14 protein-coding genes are annotated in these 17,641 nt (G+C 71.4%); 9 read left to right on the top strand and 5 right to left on the bottom strand.

Annotation, left to right across the window (positions count from 1 at the left end):
• Window positions 1–3: 3 nt before the first annotated feature.
• The 3 genes from ABZW17_RS17040 to ABZW17_RS17030 all read left to right on the top strand — a co-directional run bounded on the left by ABZW17_RS17040 (window position 4) and on the right by ABZW17_RS17030 (window position 7,489).
• The gene (locus ABZW17_RS17040) at window positions 4–4,164 is read left to right on the top strand and encodes an NEW3 domain-containing protein (RefSeq protein ID WP_354814307.1); all 4,161 of its coding nucleotides are present in this window, start codon (window positions 4–6) and stop codon (window positions 4,162–4,164) included.
• 152 nt (window positions 4,165–4,316) lie between these two features.
• The gene (locus ABZW17_RS17035; protein ID WP_354814305.1) at window positions 4,317–6,167 is read left to right on the top strand and encodes a phosphatase PAP2 family protein; all 1,851 of its coding nucleotides are present in this window, start codon (window positions 4,317–4,319) and stop codon (window positions 6,165–6,167) included.
• On the top strand, window positions 6,164–7,489 hold the full coding sequence (locus ABZW17_RS17030; protein ID WP_354814303.1) for a jacalin-like lectin: 1,326 nt from the start codon (window positions 6,164–6,166) through the stop codon (window positions 7,487–7,489). Before ABZW17_RS17035 ends, ABZW17_RS17030 begins: the two co-directional genes overlap by 4 nt.
• On the opposite strand, the gene ABZW17_RS17025 is transcribed toward ABZW17_RS17030, so the two are convergent.
• Window positions 7,474–8,187, bottom strand: coding sequence for a serine/threonine protein kinase (locus tag ABZW17_RS17025; RefSeq protein ID WP_354814301.1), 714 nt, complete (start codon window positions 8,185–8,187; stop codon window positions 7,474–7,476). The genes ABZW17_RS17030 and ABZW17_RS17025 overlap by 16 nt on opposite strands.
• Window positions 8,188–8,594: 407 nt before the next feature.
• Between ABZW17_RS17025 and ABZW17_RS17020 the strand changes: the two genes are divergently transcribed.
• The 3 genes from ABZW17_RS17020 to ABZW17_RS17010 all read left to right on the top strand — a co-directional run bounded on the left by ABZW17_RS17020 (window position 8,595) and on the right by ABZW17_RS17010 (window position 12,296).
• A complete protein-coding gene (locus ABZW17_RS17020; RefSeq protein WP_354814299.1) occupies window positions 8,595–10,031 on the top strand; it encodes an RICIN domain-containing protein in 1,437 nt (478 codons plus the stop codon).
• A 79-nt stretch (window positions 10,032–10,110) separates the two neighbouring features.
• Window positions 10,111–11,859 (top strand): cellulase family glycosylhydrolase, encoded by a 1,749-nt coding sequence (locus tag ABZW17_RS17015; RefSeq protein WP_354814297.1) that lies wholly within the window; start codon window positions 10,111–10,113, stop codon window positions 11,857–11,859.
• 101 nt (window positions 11,860–11,960) lie between these two features.
• Window positions 11,961–12,296, top strand: coding sequence for a hypothetical protein (locus tag ABZW17_RS17010; protein WP_354814295.1), 336 nt, complete (start codon window positions 11,961–11,963; stop codon window positions 12,294–12,296).
• Between the two features lie 10 nt (window positions 12,297–12,306).
• Here ABZW17_RS17010 and ABZW17_RS17005 read toward each other — a convergent pair whose 3' ends face one another.
• From ABZW17_RS17005 to ABZW17_RS16995, 3 genes are all read right to left on the bottom strand, one after another.
• The gene (locus ABZW17_RS17005) at window positions 12,307–12,501 is read right to left on the bottom strand and encodes a hypothetical protein (RefSeq protein WP_354814294.1); all 195 of its coding nucleotides are present in this window, start codon (window positions 12,499–12,501) and stop codon (window positions 12,307–12,309) included.
• Window positions 12,502–12,862: 361 nt separating this feature from the next.
• Window positions 12,863–13,450 (bottom strand): RNA polymerase sigma factor ShbA, encoded by a 588-nt coding sequence (gene shbA / locus ABZW17_RS17000; RefSeq protein ID WP_354814573.1) that lies wholly within the window; start codon window positions 13,448–13,450, stop codon window positions 12,863–12,865.
• A 196-nt stretch (window positions 13,451–13,646) separates the two neighbouring features.
• Complete coding sequence (locus tag ABZW17_RS16995) at window positions 13,647–14,492, bottom strand: hypothetical protein (protein WP_354814292.1); 846 nt, start codon at window positions 14,490–14,492, stop codon at window positions 13,647–13,649.
• A 134-nt stretch (window positions 14,493–14,626) separates the two neighbouring features.
• On the opposite strand from ABZW17_RS16995, the gene ABZW17_RS16990 reads away from it, so the two are divergent.
• From ABZW17_RS16990 to ABZW17_RS16980, 3 genes are all read left to right on the top strand, one after another.
• Window positions 14,627–14,893, top strand: coding sequence for a hypothetical protein (locus tag ABZW17_RS16990; protein WP_354814290.1), 267 nt, complete (start codon window positions 14,627–14,629; stop codon window positions 14,891–14,893).
• 184 nt (window positions 14,894–15,077) lie between these two features.
• Window positions 15,078–16,571: a tRNA (N6-isopentenyl adenosine(37)-C2)-methylthiotransferase MiaB gene (miaB, locus tag ABZW17_RS16985; protein ID WP_354814288.1), complete on the top strand. Its 1,494-nt coding sequence runs from the start codon at window positions 15,078–15,080 to the stop codon at window positions 16,569–16,571.
• A complete protein-coding gene (locus tag ABZW17_RS16980) occupies window positions 16,568–17,041 on the top strand; it encodes a hypothetical protein (RefSeq protein ID WP_354814286.1) in 474 nt (157 codons plus the stop codon). Before miaB ends, ABZW17_RS16980 begins: the two co-directional genes overlap by 4 nt.
• A 19-nt stretch (window positions 17,042–17,060) precedes the next feature.
• Here ABZW17_RS16980 and ABZW17_RS16975 read toward each other — a convergent pair whose 3' ends face one another.
• On the bottom strand, window positions 17,061–17,498 hold the full coding sequence (locus tag ABZW17_RS16975; protein WP_354814284.1) for a hypothetical protein: 438 nt from the start codon (window positions 17,496–17,498) through the stop codon (window positions 17,061–17,063).
• Between the last annotated feature and the right edge of the window lie 143 nt (window positions 17,499–17,641).

Raw genomic sequence — 17,641 nt, 5'->3', positions numbered from 1 at the left:
AGCGTGCGCATCACGGCCGTGCGGGGCACCGATCTGTTCATCGGCTCGGCCGCCGCGGCCCGCCAGGTCGTCAGGGTGACGCTGAGCGGGCCGCGGGGCCCGGTGCGGGTCCGCGTCGAAGGCAAGCGGGTGTCCACACCGGAGCCGGTCCTCGCCGACGTTCACCCGGACGGCGTGACCGTCGAGGTCGGCGTGGTCTTCCAGGCGCCGGAAGGCTCGGAACACCGGGTCACCGTGGTTGCGGAGTCGCCCGGGCAGCGCGTCACGGCGGCGGCGGACCTCGTCGTCGCGGAGACCGGCTGGACCATGTGGATGGTGTCGCACTTCCACTACGACCCGGTGTGGTGGAACACCCAGGCCGGCTTCACCGACACCTGGCTGGACCTGCCGCTGGCGCAGGAAAAGCGGATGACCTTCCAGCGGTCGGCGTTCGACCTCGTGCGCGCCCACCTCGAAGCCGCCCGCGACGACGAGGACTACCGGTTCGTGCTGGCCGAGGTCGACTACCTCAAACCGCACTGGGACACCTTCCCGCAGGACCGCCGCGACCTCGCGCGGTTCCTCCGCGACGGCCGGATCGAGCTGGTGGGCGGCAACTACAACGAGGCCAACACCAACCTGACGCACCCGGAATCGACCATCCGCAACGCCGTCTACGGCGTCGGCTACCAGCGGGACGTCCTCGGCGGCGACCCGCGCTCGGCGTGGATGCTCGACGTGTTCGGCCACGACCCGGCCTACCCCGGGCTGATGGCCGACGCCGGTCTGGAGTCGAGTGCCTGGGCGCGCGGGCCGTGGCACCACGTCGGGGCGAAGCGGCACACCGGCGACATCGGCCGGATGCAGTTCCCGTCGGAGTTCGAATGGCTCTCGCCGAGCGGGCGGGGCCTGCTGACCGCCTACATGGCCGACCACTACGTCGCCGGGTGGGGCATCGAGCGCCAGGACACCCTCGAAGAGGCGATGGAGGAGGCATACCGGCAGTTCGGCACGCTGCGGCAGGTGGCCGCCACGCGCAACGTGCTGCTGCCGGTCGGGCACGACCACAACATCCCGTCGCGGTTCTGCACCGGGATCCACCGCACCTGGAACGCCCGGTACGCCTGGCCGCGGTTCGTCGTCGGCCTGCCCCGGGACTTCTTCGCCGCGGTCCGCGCGGACGCGGCGGCGCGGGGGACGGCGATCAGCGTGCAGACCCGGGACATGAACCCGGTGTACACCGGCAAGGACGTCTCCTACATCGACACCAAGCAGGCCCAGCGCGCGGCGGAGGTGGCGGTGCTCGACGGCGAGCGCGCGGCGACCCTCGCCACCCTGCTCGGCGCGCCCTACCCCCACGAGGCCCTCGACAAGGCCTGGCGGCAGCTGGTCTACGGCGCCCACCACGACGCGATCACCGGCACCGAGTCCGACCAGGTCTACCTGGACCTGCTCACCGGCTGGCGCGAAGCGGCCGACCGCGGCGGCGAGGTCCTGGACGGCGCGATCACCGAGCTGGCCCGGCACGCCGACACGACCGGCGACGGCGTCCCCGTCTTCGTGCTCAACACGCTGTCCTGGCCCCGCGACGCGATCACGACGGTGACCGTGACCCCCGGGGGCCCGGGTGCGCGGGTGGTCGATCCGGACGGCCGTCCGGTCCCCGCCGTCACCGACGCGGTCGTGCGCCACCCCGACGGCTCCCTGAAGGAGATCACGCTGACCTTCCTCGCGACTGCGGTGCCCGCGCTGGGCTACCGCGTCCACCGGGTCCTCGACGCGGACACCGTGCCGCCCGGCTGGACGCCCCGGCCGGGCCCGCCCACGATCGAGAACGACGCCTTCGCGGTCGAAGCCGACCCGGCGCGCGGGGGTGCGCTCAAGCGCGTCCAGGATCGGCGGAGCGGCCGGGAACTGCTGCGGGACGGCGGGCTCGCCGCCGGGCTGGTGGTCCAGGACGAGCACGCCGAGCACCCCGTCTGGGGCGAGGGCCCGTGGCACCTGCTGCCGAAGGGGCCCGGCCACGGCCCGGGCGCGGCGGAGGTCGTCGTCGAGACCAGCCCGCTGGGGGAGCGGCTCGTCGCGACCACCACGCTGGACGAACTGCGGATCACCCAGCGCACGACGCTGTGGCGCGGGGTGTCCGAAGTGGACATCCGGACCGAAGCCGACGGTTCGCTGGGGCGGGACCGGCTCCTGCGTGCCCGGTTCGACTTCGCCGTCCCGGGCGCCCTGCCGGTGGCCGAGGTCGGGTTCGGCGCGATCGGCCGGTCGTTCGGCTTCCCCGACGTCGACGCGGCCGAACATCTGTGGACGCTGGACACCCCGGCGCACACCTGGGCCGGGCTGTCGGCGACCGCCCGCGTCGCGCTCCGCCACGACGACGGCACCCGGACCGCGCACGCCATCGGCGTCGCCGAGGTGGTCGAGCCACTCGCGACCGGGCTCGAGGTCCGGGCCCTGGTGGCAGCGCTGGCCGCGAAGGGCGTCACGGCCACCTGCACCCGCCCCGGCGGCCCGCGCTACGGCGCGCTCGACGCCGACTCCAACCTGCCCGACGTCCGGATCGTGCTCGGCGCGGACAACCCGTACGCCGGCGAAGTCCTCGCCTCCGCCGAGCCCGGCTACCGGGACGCCCTGAACCGCCACGGCCGGGTGTTCGTCCCGGCGACGCGGACCCGGCGGGAAGCCTGGGTGCCCGACGCCGACCTCCGGGGACCGCGGGACCTGCCGGTGGTGATCCTCGACGACGTCAAGGCCGCCGTCGCCGAGCTCCGCGAGACTGCCACTCTCGACGTGCGGGTGCCTCACGGGCTGCCCGGGACCGCGGAACCGGCCGACAGCTACTCGGTCGCGGTCGTCAACCAGGGCACGCCCGGGTTCGTCGTCGATCCGGGCGGCACGCTGCACGTGTCGCTGATGCGATCGTGCAGCGGCTGGCCCAGCGGCGTCTGGATCGACGGCGACCGCCGGACCGCGCCCGACGGCTCGAGTTTCGCCTGGCAGCACTGGACCCACGCGTTCGACCTCGCGATCGTCGCCGGGGAAGGGGACTGGCGGGACGCCGGTTTCCCGCGTGCCGCCCAGGAAACCGCGCACCCGCTTCGGGCCCGCCAGGTGCCGGCCACCGCGGGAACGCTGCCGCCGGAGCTGAGCCTGCTCGCCGTCGAACCGCCGGAAGTCGTGCTGACGGCGGCGAAACCCGCGGGCAACCCCCTGGCCTCGGGTGCGGTGGTCCCGCCCCCGGACGCGATCACGGTGCGGCTGTACGAATCGACCGGTTCGCCGGCCACCGCGGCCATCTCGCTGCACGGCGGGATCCGCTCGGCCTGGCGCACCGATCTCCTCGAGGAGAAGGGCGAGCCGGTCGAAATCGACGGCGGCCGCGCGCGCGTCGAGCTGGCCGCCGCGGACGTGGCGACCCTGCGCCTGGAACCGGTCACCCGGTTGGGCACCGGCTCGGCCGTCACCACCGAGCCCGTCCAGCCGGTCCCCACGCGGTACTGGCTGCACAACGAAGGCCCGGCGCCGGCCGGCAACCTGCCCGTGAGCGTGCACGTTACGCCGGTCCGGCCGAGGCTGCGCGAGGGACGCGCCCGGCTCGACGTCACGGTCGCCTGCAGCGGACGCGCGGCCCGCGGGCGTGTCGAGCTGGACCTGCCGCCGGGGTGGCGCACCGAGCGGGCGCCGGACCTCGAATACGACCTGCAGCCGGGGGAACACGTGGAAACCACGGTCGACGTGCGAGGGCCGGAACCGCCCGGCCGGTACCTGCTCGCCGCCCGGATCACCGACGACCGCGGGCAGCTCCTGGAAGACACGGCCGAGCTCCTCGTCGGGCCCCCTCCGGCCCGCGACGACCTCGTCGCGGTCGGCCTCGCGGGAGCGGTCGTCGTGCACCCGGGCGGATGCGCCGAACTGCCGGTTTCGCTGGAAAACCTGGCCCAGAGCGGAATCCGGGGCGGGGTGGCGGCGATCAGCCCGTTCGGCACCTGGGGCACCGAGGTGACGATCGGCCCGCGGCTGCAGCCGTTCCGGCTCGCCGCCGGCGGGAAGACCACGGTGCCGATCACCGTCCGGGCGAGTCATCGCGCGCGGCCGGGCGCACACTGGTGGGTGCTGGTCCGCGTGGCCGCCCACGGACGGCTCGCGTACAGCCCGGCCGTCGAAGTCCGGATCGAGTGAATTCGTCGAATTCGCACGAGCTTCACCGAAGATCAGGTTACTGCCGGGCGAATTACTCCGGACGCTGCTTGACCCGGATCGGCCCGGCGCTGATCATTCCCGCAGCGATTCCCCGCGCGCATTTTTCCCGCGTGCCTTCCCAGGAGAACCCATTGAGCCTCGCGCCCTTGGACCGGCGGGCCTTCCTGCGCCTGTCCGCGCTCGTCCCCGCCGTCGCCGTCCTGCCCACCGTGCTGAGCGTGCCCGCCTGGGCGGAGGCGACGACGGCGTTCGTCGACTCCTACCGCACCAACACCCCGGCCAACCACACCGCGGAAACCAACGCGGCGGTGCGGATCCTGAGCGGGATGCAGCGGCTCTGGCGCACCGGGTCCACTTGGGACAGTGGGGTCGTGCTCGACGCGGCCGTGCTGCGCGCGAACGTCCGGCACTGCGTCGCCGTCACGCGCAACCGGACCGCCGCCGAAGCCAAGCGCTCCTTCGTCTACGACCGCCAGCACCAGTCCTACGCGGCCATCGGCGGCCTCGGCCCCCTCGCCGATCTCTACCGCAGCGGCGCCAAGGCGGTCACGAGCATCACCTCCGCCCCCGACGGCACGCCCCCGGCGAAGATCGACGACGCGGTCCCGGCGAACGCCCCGGCGGGCTCGGCGCTCGGCGCCGGTGCGCACGACTCGGCGCTCGGCCTGGTGGCCACGCTCGTCGACACCGTCCGCGGCACCTGGGCCTCGGGCAACCCGAGCAAGGCCGCCTACCAGTACCCGCGGCCGTGGCGGATGACCGCCGACAGCCGGGTCGAGGACACCGGCCGGGTCGACGCGCTCGGCTTCCCGGTCTACCGCTCCGACGTGGTCGTCACGCCGCAGCTGCTGCGCCAGCGCAGCACGACCCCGGCCGAAGACGGCGGCTTTCCCAGCGGCCACACGAACGCGTTCCACCTCGCCTGCCTCGCGCTCGCCTACGCGGTCCCCGAACGGTTCCAGGAACTGGTGGCGCGGGCCTACGACCTCGCCGACACGCGGATCGTCGCCGGGATGCACTCCCCGGTGGACGTGATCGGCGGCCGGATCCTGGCCACCGCCCTCACCGCCGCCACGCTCGCCGACCCGGAGAACGCCGCGCTCAAGGCAGGCGCCCGCGAGCAGGCGCTGGAGTACTTCACCGCGCAGACCGGCACGACCGCCGACACGCTGTTCGCCCGGGCGCACACCGGCGCCGACGAATACGGCGACCGCCGGGCCAACGCCGCGATGATCGCCCGCCGGGCGACCTACGGCCTGCCGGACCGGGGCCCGCGCGCCGCGATGCGCGTCCCCAAGGGCGCCGAGGTGCTGCTCGAGACGCGCCTGCCGTACCTCGACGCGGCGCAGCGGCGGGAAGTCCTGCGCACGACGGCGTTCCCGGCCGGGCACCCGCTGCTCGACGGCCCCGAGCTGTGGGGGCGGCTGAACCTCTTCGCCGCGGCCGACGGCTTCGGCGCGTTCGACGCGTGCGTGCGCGTCACGATGGACGCCGCCCGCGGCGGGTTCGGCGCGAACGACAGCTGGCGCAACGACATCGGCGGCGACGGCGGACTCGTCAAGGCGGGTACCGGGACGCTGACGCTCACCGGCGCGAACAGCTACCGCGGCGGCACCCGCGTCGAGGCGGGCACGCTGGTCGCGGCGGCGCCGGAAGCGCTGGGCCGCGGCGACGTCGCCCTCGCCGGGGGCGTGCTGCGCGTGTCCGGCGCCCGGGTGGGCGGCTACCGGCAGACCGGCGGCACGCTGTCCGTCACGGCCGGCTCGGCGCTGTCCGTCCGCGGCGAGGCCACGCTCGAGCGCGGCAGCGTCCTGGAGATCCGGTCGCCCGGTTCGTGCCCGGCCGCCGAGGTCGAGGTGCTGTGCGCGCGGCGGCTGCGCGGCCGGTTCGCCGCCATCCAGGTCGACCGCCCGGGGTACCGGGTGGTTCCGCGGTACACGTCCACCGGTCTGTCCGTCCGAATCCAGCGGGAGTTCTCGTGAAGAAACGCCTGACCGCACTGCTCTTCGCCGTCGCAGTGTCCACAGTGGTCAGTCCGGCGGCCGCGCAGGCCGCCGACGGCGGCAGCTTCTCGGTGCTGAGCTACAACGTCGCCGGCCTGCCCGAGGGGATTTCGAGCGCGCCGACCCCGCGTGACCCGGCGACGACCGCGATCGGGCAGCGCCTCGGCCCCTACGACGTCGTGCACGTCGAAGAGGACTTCAACTACCACGCCAAGCTCTACGCCGCCGACCTGCACCCGTACCGCACGCCGACCAGCGGCGGCGCCGGGATCGGCAGCGGCCTGAACACGCTGTCGTCGCTGCCCTACGACGCCGACGACTTCGAGCGCGTCCGCTGGACGTCCTGCCAGCTCGACTCCGGGGACTGCCTGACCCCGAAGGGTTTCACCTTCATGCGGGTGCGGCTGGCCGAAGGCGTGTACGTCGACTTCTACAACGCCCACACCAACGCCGGGACGAACGACGGCGACGAGGCTTCGCGCGCGTCGAACCTGGCGCAGCTGACCGCGTTCATCCGGACGCACTCGGCGGGCAACGCCGTCGTCGTCATGGGCGACACCAACACGCGCTACACCCGCGCCGCCGACACGATCGCCGGGTTCGCCGCGGACAACGGCCTGACCGACGCGTGGGTGAAGCTCGTGCGCGGCGGCGTCGCGCCGGCCCCGGGCAGCCCGGCGCTGGTGTGCGACGAGCAGGCGGTCACCAACGACTGCGAGGTCGTCGACAAGGTGCTCTACCGCGGCAGCAAGCTCGTGTCGCTCGACGCGACGCTCTACAACAACGAGCACGCCAAGTTCCTCGACAGCGCGGGCAAGATGCTGTCCGACCACGACCCGATCACGGTGCGCTTCGGCTGGACGCGCAACCCGGCGCTGCAGCTGTCCGAGCAGTACGGCGGCCCGCACGGCGACTACTTCACCGACGTCCCCGCCGTGCCCGCGGCCGCCCGGGTGCGGACGTTCTCGCTGCGTGGCGGGTCCCGCGTCGACCAGGTCGGGGTGACCTTGGAGGACGGCACCACGCTGACCCACGGCGGCACCGGCGGAACGGCGGCCTCGCTCACGCTCGGCAGCGGCGAGTACGTCACGACGGTGACCCTGTGCCAGGGCAAGTACAGCGGCACGACGCGGATCTTTTCGGCCCGGTTCACCACCAACCTCGGGCACGTGCTCGCCGGCGGCGCGACGACGGCGGACTGCGTGACCCGGACGGCACCCGCCGGCTGGCAGATCGCCGGCTTCCACGGGCGGACCGGCGACGAGGTCGACAAGCTCGGGTTCGTCTACACGCAGCGGTAGTCGCCCGCCCCGTCGTCCGGCCGTGCCACCGGACGGCGGGGCGCGACGCTGCGGAGCAGGTGTTCGGCCGCCGCCATGGTGGGCCGGGCCGCCGGGTCGGGGTGCAGCAGCCGCAGCACGGCCTCGGTGACCGGGCTGCCGGTGCTCCCGGTCCGGGCGAACGCCGAGGTGCCCGGCGGATGTCCTTCGAGCGCGGCGTACAGGGTGGCGCCGAGGGAGAACACCTCGGCCGGGAAGTCGGGGAACCCGCCGTCGGCCACTTCGGGAGCGAGGTAGGACTCGCCGCCGGGCGCGGGGGTGTGCGCCGCGAGCTCGGTGTGGCCGTCGGGGGTGATCAGCACGCGGTGCGGGTCGACGGCGGGGTGCAGCACGCCGTCGTCGTGCGCCGTCGCCAGCACCGACGCCAGCCGGGTCCCGAGCCGGGCGACGAGCTCGGGCGGCAGCACACCGTACTCCTCGAGCAGTTCGGCCAGGGTGCGCGAGGCCGGGTATTCGAGCACCAGGTAGGTCGTGCTGTCCTCGTCGACGACGTCGCAGACGGGGGTCCGCGGCGAGGGGATCGCCGGCTCGTCGAACAGCGGCCGCAGTGCGACCAGCCGGTCGAGCCGTTCGTCCCGCGCTCGCCAGACGCCTGCGGCGGTGCCCGCGGGCCCGAGCAGGCGGTACCGCTCACCGATGAGTGTTCCTTCGCGCGCCACGTCGTCGTCCCTCCGTGTCGTCGGCTCCTCGTCTGCGGGGATACGGCGGGAACCGGGATCCGGTTCGGCCGACCGGCCCAATTCACCCACCCGAACGCCGTTACTTGACGAGGCGCGCCCTCGCCCGGGCGAGCGCGGTGACCAGCGCGGTCAGCGGCCGGTGCCGCCGGGCGAGGTGCGACGACGGTGTCGTCGCCGCGAGTCGAACGGGCATACCGGCTCTCCAATGGGGGTGCCGATCGTGCGGGGAAGGCGCGAAGTGAGCGCTAACATATCGGCCCGGCCCGAGGTGGTCAATCGGCCGTTGCGCGCGTGCCGCCCGACGTTCGGCCCTGCCGCCCGGCGGCCGGTGTCACTAGACTTCCGGCCGTTCTGTTAGCGCTAACAGACGCGCGGAAGGAGTCATCGTGCTACGACGACGTGGCGTGGTGCTGTCCCTGCTCCTGCTCCTCACCCTGGTGCTCGGCGCGCCCGTCGCGGCCGCGGCGCCGGTGACGGTGACCAACGGGAGCCAGTTCACCGACACCTCCGGCGCCCTGGTGCACGCCCACGGCGGCGGGGTGCTCAAGGTGGGCGCGTACTACTACTGGTTCGGCGAGAACCGCAACGCCGACGACACCTTCAAGGCGGTCTCGGTCTACCGCTCGGCCGACCTGAAGACGTGGGAGTACCGCAGGGACGTCCTGACGCAGTCGTCGGCGGCGGAACTGGGCCGCGCCAAGATCGAGCGGCCGAAGGTCATCTACAACAGCTCGACCGGGCAGTACGTGATGTGGATGCACAAGGAGAACGGCGACGACTACGCCGAAGCGCGCGCGGCCGTGGCCACTTCGTCCACAGTGGACGGAACGTACGGCTACCGCGGCAGCTTCCGCCCGCTCGGCGTCCACATGTCGCGCGACCTCACGCTGTTCAAGGACGACGACGGAACCGCGTACCTGGCCTCCGCGGCCCGCGAGAACGCCGACCTGAACGTCTACCGCCTCACCGCCGACTACACCGGCATCGGCGCGCTGGTGCAGACCCTGTGGCCGGGCTCATACCGCGAGGCGCCGGCGATGTTCAAGCGAAACGGCGTCTACTTCATGGTCACCTCGGCCGCCACGGGCTGGCAGCCGAACCAGCAGAAGTACGCCACGGCCACCAGCGTCACGGGAACGTGGAGCGGGCTGGCGAACCTCGGGGACTCGACGGGGTACGGCAGCCAGGCGGCGTACGTGCTGCCCCTGCAGGGCTCCCAGGCGACGTCGTACCTGTTCCTGGGCGACCGCTGGGCCGGTGCGTGGAACCGTCCGGTCAACGAGTCCCGGTACGTCTGGCTGCCGCTGTCCTTCCCCGGTGCCACCACGGTTGCGATGAACTGGTACCCGAAGGTGGACATCGACGCGGCGACCGGCGTCGTCACCGGGTCCGGCACGGGCAGCGCGTACGAGACGCTGGTGGCGCGCCACAGCGGAAAGTGCGCCGACATCCCGGGTTCCGGGCGGGACGACGGCGTGCAGCTGAAGCAGTACACCTGCAACGGCGGCTGGAACCAGCAGTGGAGCGAGCTCGACCTCGGCAACGGCTACGTGAACCTGATCGCCCGCCACAGCGGCAAGTGCCTCGACATCGCGGACGCTTCGGCGGCGGACGGCGCGGCGGCGGTGCAGTGGACGTGCAACGGCGGGGCGAACCAGCAGTGGCAGGCGCAGGCCGCCGGCGGCGGGTACGTCCGGTGGGTGGCCCGGCACAGCGGCAAGTGCCTGGACGTCGTTTCCGGCTCGACGGCGGACAGCGCGGCCGTCAAGCAGTACCCGTGCACGACCGTGGCCAACCAGCAATGGCTCCGGAAGGCGGCCTGATCTGCGCCTTCCGGCTCTTGACGGCCGCGGGATGGGTCGCTAACTTTTGCGAAACTCCTTCATGTTTGGGGCCGCCATCATGCGCATGCTCGTGGCTTTGCTCACCGCCGTGGCGATGACCTCCGGCGTCGTCGCCTCCGCCGTCGCCGAGGACGTCCCGCAGCACCGGCTGACCGTGCGGGGCTCGGCGTTCGTCGACGAGTACGGCCGGGAGGTGGTGTTGCGCGGTTTCAACGTTTCGGGGGAGACGAAGCTGGCGGAAAGCGGTTTCCTGCCGTTCGCGAACGCGGCCGACGCGCGCCGCTCCGCGCAGGCGATGCGGGCGCTCACCGGCGCGAACGCGGTGCGGTTCCCGATCGCGTGGGCCGGGACGCAGCCCGTGCGCGGGCCGGTGAACACGCCGTACCTGGCGGCGCTGACGGACCAGCTGAAGGCGTTCCTGGACGAGGGTTTCGCGGTCCTGCCCGACTTCCACCAGGACCTGTTCTCCCGCTACCTGTTCAACCGCGGCAGCTGGTACACCGGCGACGGCGCGCCCAAGTGGGTCGTCGACCTCGGCGGCTACCCGGCGGAGAGCTGCGGCATCTGCGCCCACTGGGGGCAGAACATCACCCAGAACGGCGCCGTCCAGGACGCCACGAAGGACTTCTGGCACAACGCCCGCGGCGTCCAGGACGAGTTCGTCGGCCAGGCCGTGCAGACGATGACGTACCTGCGGACGAACCTGAGTGCCGCCCAGTTCGCCGGCATCGCCGGGATGGACCCGTACAACGAGCCGTTCGCCGGGCGGTACGACTCCGGGCAGGACAGCAAGGCATGGGAGCAGAACGTGCTGTGGCCGTTCTTCCAGCGCTTCCGCGCCGCGATGGATTCGGCGGGCTGGCAGGACAAGCCGGCGTTCGTCGAGCCGAACATGTTCTGGAACGCCAACATCTCCTTCCAGCTGCACCCCGGCGGCTTCCAGGACACCGGCGTGCTGGGTCCGCGGTACGTGTTCAACACACACTTCTACGACCAGCTGGCGCAATCCGGCGTGTTCATGCCGGGCAAGGCGGGCGACGGCCAGTACAGCGCGAACTTCGCCACGGTCCGCGACCGCGCGGCGGCCCTGGGCACGGCGGCGATCGTCACCGAGTTCGGCCACCCGCTGACGGGCTACACCTCGGACAAGGCCCCGACGGTGGACAAGGCGATGTACCAGGCCCTGGATTCGCGGGTGTCCGGCGCGAACTGGTGGCGCCGGCCGGCGGACTCGGGCCCGGTGCTGTCGGCGACCCAGTGGCAGTGGGACATCTACAGCGGCCGCCACCACGAGCTGATGAACGACAACCCGGACAAGGTGAAAACGGACGGCGACGCGTGGAACGGCGAGGACTTCTCGTCGGCGCGGACGGCGGACGACGCAACGGTGCAGCTGCGCCAGGACGTCCGGCTGCTCGACCGCCTGTACCCGGCCGCGGTGGCGGGCCACACGCTGGCGTTCACGTACGAGGACCGCTCCCGCGACGGCAGCCAGACGCTGACGTGGAACCAGATCCCGTCGGCTCTTCCGGCGACGGCCGCGTTGACGGGCGCCGGGCGCTACGGCGTTCTGGTCTGGCAGGGAACGGCTTCGGGTGCGCCGACCGAGCTGCACGTCCCGGCGGGGATGACGCCGACGGTCGTGACGGACGTGTCGGTGACGCGGGCGGGCGACCGGGTGCAGCTGGCGGCGACGCCGGGGCTGCACTACGCGTTGATCGCGGAGCCGTCGACCGCGCCGACCGCGGCCCAGCTGACGGCGGTGCGCACGGAATTGGCGGCCTGGGCGGCCGGTGCCGTGAAGTAGGCCGGTATTCGGGACAAAAAGCTGACATATTCACCGTGTGTCATTCCGGTCGCCCGGATGTCCCATTTCGGGCCGGTCCCGGCCGGGATACCGTCGGAAGAATGAGAATGCGGCGGTTCACGGCAGTCGTTTCGCTGGGGCTCGTCACCTGGTGCGGCCTGGCCGCGCCCCCGGCCCAGGCCGCGACCACGACGAGCTGCGCGAGCGCGGTCGAGAACCGCTGGCCCGCCAGTACGGTGCACATGTCCGCCCCCTGCGTTCCCGATCCCGACCAGGGTGCGCCGTACGTGTTCCGGATCGGCACGCTCTACGTGTGGCGCCTGGTCGGCCTCGACGTCCTGCTCGTGTCGGCCGGCCCCGCCACGGCGACGTGCACCGCCTACCAGGTGCAGCCCGACGGTTCCCTGACGGCGGCCGGGTGCAGGTACGGGGACTGAGCGGCTCGGGTCACCAGCAGCGGACGTAGTGCACGTGGCTGAGGTGGATCCACCCGGTGTCGTACCAGTTCGCCCCGCCGTTGCCGTCGATCCAGTAGAAGTTCCCGTGCCGCCAGTCGCCGGAAGAGTTGTCGACGTTCACGATCCCGGGGCCGCCGGTGGTCGAGCCGATCTGGGTGTTGCCGGGCAGTTTGTAGATGGGCATGTTGGGGTCGGTGTTGTACTGCCAGGTCGTGCATTCCAAGGTGGATTGACCCGCTGACGCCACAGCCGGCGCGGCACCCAAGCCGAAAACAACGGCGCACAAAAAGACGAGAACCTTCACAATCAACCTCCGATGAGGAGTGAATGAATTGATTCCAACTTTGCAAACCGGCGCCGGAAATGGCAAGGGTCAACCGGGAAGAGCGGCCGACCGGTCGGAACTGTCCGCAACCGAACGGCCTCACCCGCTCCGGCACCCGGGCGCTTCAGCGCAGGACGGGCGGCCCGTGTGGCCCATCCGATGTCAGCCGGGGCGGGTAAAATGCTGGTATTTCTCCCTCGTAAGGGCGGCTCGCTGGAGTTCAGAACTCTTCGTCGCGGATCATGCCGCGCAGCCGGGTCAGGGCCCGGTGCTGCGTCACGCGGACGTTGCCCGGGGAGATCCCGAGCGCTTCGGCGGTCTCGGTCGCCGAGAAGCCGACGGCGATGCGCAGGGTCAGGATCTCCTGCTGCACCCGCGGCAGGGACGCGAGCAACTTGCCGAGCCGGGCGCCGAGGTCCAGGTGCAGGGCGTGGCTTTCGGGCTCGTTGCCGGTCAGGAGCGGGCGCTCCGGGAGCTCGGGGACGGGCTCGGAGCGGTCACGGGCGACGGCGCGGTAGGCGTCGGCGACCTTGTTGGCGGCGATCGCGTGGACGAGGTAGAGGAAGGAGCCGCCGCGGTCCTGGTAGTCGGGCAGCGCCTTGAGGACGGCGAGGCAGACTTCCTGGGCGACGTCGTCGGCCGACAGGTCGGAGAGGTCGCGGCCGCCCATGCGGGCCCGGCAGTAGCGGACCACCACCGGCTCGATCATCTGGAGCAGCGAGTGGATGGCGGCCGGGTTCCCGCTGCCGGCGTCCTTCACGAGCGGGTCGAGGTCCTCCTTGGTGAGCCGCCCGCCCGGACGCGGCAGATGCTCGGGAGTCCGATAATCGCGAGCTTCGAAGCCGGTCGAATCGCTTGTTTCTCCAGCGATCCCGCTCAGCACGCTGGCGACAGCTTGCGGGGTGGCTCTGTCGGCCAGGGACTGCGCCCCCGCCGATCCCATCGACGACCGGCGTACGAGATCCACTGGTGGGGGCGGCAACGTGAAGTCGGGCTCTGCTGGATCAGGCATCATGTTCCCCTTCCCGCTTGATCCTCGCGAACCACCTGCGTCGCGCATGCAACCGTTTCGAACGCACGCCGCTTTTGGTCATGTGCAGTTGGATGTCTCCGAAGAGCTCGGCGATTTCGGAGTCCGAGTAACCGATCGCCGTCAGAACAATGATCGCCCTGTCCGCCCCCGGCGGTACGCGTTCGATCGCCTCCAGCAGAGCCATCCTGGCGGTGCCGATGTGCTCGGCGGAGGGAACGGTGCGCAGGAATGCGTCAAGATCCCCGCTGAGAACCTCCGTTCCGATGCGTTTTCGACGCTTCCGGTCGTAGGATCGGTAGATGTTAGAGAAGGCTCCCAGGCACAAGCGGATGAAGTAGGTAGCCAGCCCTGCGCCGCGAGAGGGATCCCACGCTCGTTCGATCAACACCACCTTCTGGAACTGTTTCAAGCCGGCGATGACCACGTCCTTGGTGAGGTCGTCACGTTCCTCATGGGTGAACGGAACCAGGAGAGGGGTGACACTGCGGCCGATCTCCGTGAGCTTCTTGTAGATGCTCCCGCTGTCCACCCATGCCTTGATGACGCCGAGACCGTACCGAGCGAGCTGGTCGGCGGTCTGCAACCAGAGGAATCCTTCGAACGCCTCTTTCTCGATCTCGGCTTGCAGGGCTTCGAAGAGGACTATGTCGTGGTGTAAGCCCTGGTCAGGGCTATGGTCGTACGAAAGTGCGTTGCGAGTCGGCAGGGCGGCTCCGATGATCGTCCTCAGTTCGATCCGTCTGCGTGGAGTGTCCGGAAGTCCTGGTTCCGATGCGGCGTGTCTTGAGTTGTCAGGTGGATCTTTCTCGTGGGTCATTCTTCCTCCGCCCGGAGACCTGTGATCACAACCGGCGATCTCCCGTCGTTGTTGCCTGGATTGCGTGTCTTATAGGTGCGGGCCCCGCTGTCTGCGCGCAGAATTTTCTGCGACATTTCGCGACAGTCGTACCTATGAACCAGATCAACGACGCGCCGCCCCCGCCGGGGCCTGCGTCCCGTGATCCGGAGTGGCCCATGCCTCGCAAGCCCGTTCCTCCGCCCGTTGTCACCGTCCGTCAGGCTGTCGTCCTGTTGCTTGCCCTTGTCTGTGGTCTGACGGTCGGCGTTCTCACCTACCTGGCCGGCGGGAACCTGCCGGCTGCGATCCTCGCCGGGCTTTCGAGCTTCGGCGGTGCGGTGGTTTTCCTGCACAGGGCAGTGGACCGTGAAGACCGCTGACCGGCGGCCGGATCGGCGGAGTACTGTCGAAATCCACGTCAACTCTACGTTGACGACCGGTGGCGTGACCGCAATCGCGGGATCTCGTGCCCGGTCGGGTGCTCGCCGTTCCGCGAGTCCGATGACGGCACGAGCAAAGGGCACCGGAGAGCAGCAGGTGGCAGCCGGGTTACCCTGAAGGACGATGACCGAGAACCAGGCACCCAGGGCGTACCAGATCCGCACCTTCGGCTGCCAGATGAACGTGCACGACTCCGAGCGCCTCGCCGGGCAGCTCGAGGACGCCGGGTACGTCCCGGTGAGCGCCGGGAGCAAGCCCGACCTCATCGTGTTCAACACCTGCGCCGTGCGGGAGAACGCCGACAACAAGCTGTACGGCACCCTCGGGCACCTGCGGCCCGACAAGGTCGCGAACCCCGACCTGCAGATCGCCGTCGGCGGGTGTCTCGCGCAGAAGGACCGCGGGGACATCGTCAAGCGGGCGCCGTGGGTGGACGTCGTCTTCGGGACGCACAACCTCGGGTCGCTGCCCACGCTGCTGGAGCGCGCCCGGCACAACGCCGAGGCCGAGGTCGAGATCCTCGAGTCGCTCGAGACCTTCCCCTCGACGCTGCCCGCGCGCCGCGAGTCGTCCTACGCGAGCTGGGTGTCCGTTTCGGTCGGGTGCAACAACACCTGCACCTTCTGCATCGTCCCGGCGCTGCGCGGCAAGGAACGCGACCGGCGGCCCGGCGAGATCCTCGCCGAGGTCGAGGCGCTCGTCGCCGAGGGCGTGCTCGAAGTCACGCTGCTCGGCCAGAACGTGAACTCCTACGGCGTCGAATTCGGCGACCGGCTGGCGTTCGGCAAGCTGCTGCGCGCCTGCGGCACCATCGACGGCCTCGAGCGCGTCCGGTTCACCTCGCCGCACCCGGCCGCGTTCACCTCCGACGTCATCGACGCCATGGCCGCGACACCGAACGTCTGCCACCAGCTGCACATGCCGCTGCAGTCCGGGTCCGACCGGGTGCTGCGCGAGATGAAGCGGTCCTACCGCTCGGCGCGGTTCCTGAAGATCCTCGACGAGGTCCGCGCGGTCATGCCGGACGCGGCGATCACCACCGACATCATCGTCGGCTTCCCCGGTGAGACCGAGGAGGACTTCCAGGCGACCCTGGACGTCGTCGAGCAGGCCCGCTTCTCCAGCGCGTTCACCTTCCAGTACTCGAAGCGCCCCGGCACGCCGGCCGCGACGATGGACGGCCAGCTGCCGAAGGAGGTCGTGCAGGAGCGCTACGAACGGCTGGTCGAGCTGCAGAACGCGATCTCCTGGGACGAGAACAAGAAGATCGTCGGCCGCCGCGTCGAGCTGCTCGTCGCCGAGGGCGAGGGCCGCAAGGACGCCGAGACGCACCGGATGAGCGGCCGCGCCCGCGACGGGCGGCTGGTCCACTTCACGCCGAGCGGCGCGCAGGTGGATCGCGCGGTCCGCCCGGGTGACGTCGTCGAGACGGTCGTCACCTACGGCGCGCCGCACCACCTGGTGGCCGACGGTGACCTGCTGTCCCACCGGCGGACGCGGGCGGGCGACAACGCGGAGGCCGGGCTGCGGCCGAAGACGAGCGGTGTGACGCTGGGCCTGCCGGGCTTCGGTGCCCCGGCGGCCCGGCCCGAACCGGTGAGTGGGTGTGCGCTGTGACCGAGCCGCGGGGCAACGGCGAGCTGGCCGAGCTGGCCGCCGAGATCGACGAAGCGGGCGCGCGGGCGTCGCGGACGGTGGAGCTGGGCCGCCGCGGGTTCACCATCGCGGTGTTCACGTTCGTGCTGCTGATCTGCCAGATCCTGCCGTGGGTCGGCGACCACGCGGGCTGGCGCGTCCTGGCCGGCGAGGGCGGCGGGATCCCGCAGCTGTTCGCCGCGACGTCGACGGGCGTCGGCATCCTGGCCTCGGCGCTGGCCCTGGTGACGCGCCGCTGGTGGCTGTCCTGGGTCTGCGCGGCGGGCGGCTGGTTCGCCTCGGTGGACGGGCTGCTGGCGATCTGGTCCCAGCAGTCGTCCCACGCCTCGGGCTCCGCGGGCGGCGGCCCGGGGATCGGCATGATCATCGCGTTCGTCGCGATGGTCTGCCTGGCGGTGCAGTGGATGCGGACGGCGTTCTCGCGGTCGTGAGGACCGGTGGGGACGAGGCTCAGCCGACGCGCAGGGTGAGGGTGCTCGCCGAGTAGGCGGCGGCGTAGAGCGTGGTCTCGGGGTGGTAGAGCCGCAGCGAGACGGTGGCGCTCAGGCTGAAGCCGAGGGTGAAGGAGAAGCCCCCGTTCGGCCGGCAGGTGGTGTCGGCGAGGTTCACCCAGGCCCCGGCCTGCAGCTGCTGGACGACGACGGTCTCGACGGATCCTTCGGTGCGGGCCGCGTCGAGGACCTTGAGGGTGCCCTTGAGGTCGACCTTTTCGTTCACCTTGACGTGGTCCTTGGCCAGTTTGCCGTCGACCTTCACCTTCCCCTTGCCCGCCTCGGTGGCCGAGGAGAGCGGCGCGGCGCCGGCCGGGGCGGCGAGCGCGGGGGCGAGTCCGGCGAGGGCGACACTGAGGGCCAGAGCGGCGAGGATCCTGCGGGGTGTCCTGATCATGGTCGACAGTGGAGCACCGGCGGTGCCGGAAGGCGCGCGGTAGCCCCCGGTCAGGGAGCACGCGACCCCGCTTCGGGTGACGCCTCGACCACCCGGCCCGTCGTGAGTGGTAAGGCGGGTTAGAACCCGCCTTACCACTCACG

Source organism: Amycolatopsis sp. NPDC004625 (assembly GCF_040609695.1).
Taxonomy (GTDB): Bacteria; Actinomycetota; Actinomycetes; order Mycobacteriales; family Pseudonocardiaceae; genus Amycolatopsis.
This window is presented reverse-complemented; position numbering and strand designations above follow the sequence as displayed.

What these genes read in the sequence shown, in the direction of transcription:
- ABZW17_RS16975 (WP_354814284.1), bottom strand. Translation starts at nt 17,498, where the DNA reads ATGATCAGGACACCCCGCAGGATCCTCGCCGCTCTGGCCCTCAGTGTC.
- ABZW17_RS17010 (WP_354814295.1), top strand. Translation starts at nt 11,961, where the DNA reads ATGAGAATGCGGCGGTTCACGGCAGTCGTTTCGCTGGGGCTCGTCACC.
- ABZW17_RS17015 (WP_354814297.1), top strand. Translation starts at nt 10,111, where the DNA reads ATGCGCATGCTCGTGGCTTTGCTCACCGCCGTGGCGATGACCTCCGGC.
- ABZW17_RS17005 (WP_354814294.1), bottom strand. Translation starts at nt 12,501, where the DNA reads ATGCCCATCTACAAACTGCCCGGCAACACCCAGATCGGCTCGACCACC.
- ABZW17_RS16990 (WP_354814290.1), top strand. Translation starts at nt 14,627, where the DNA reads ATGAACCAGATCAACGACGCGCCGCCCCCGCCGGGGCCTGCGTCCCGT.
- miaB (WP_354814288.1), top strand. Translation starts at nt 15,078, where the DNA reads ATGACCGAGAACCAGGCACCCAGGGCGTACCAGATCCGCACCTTCGGC.
- ABZW17_RS16995 (WP_354814292.1), bottom strand. Translation starts at nt 14,492, where the DNA reads ATGACCCACGAGAAAGATCCACCTGACAACTCAAGACACGCCGCATCG.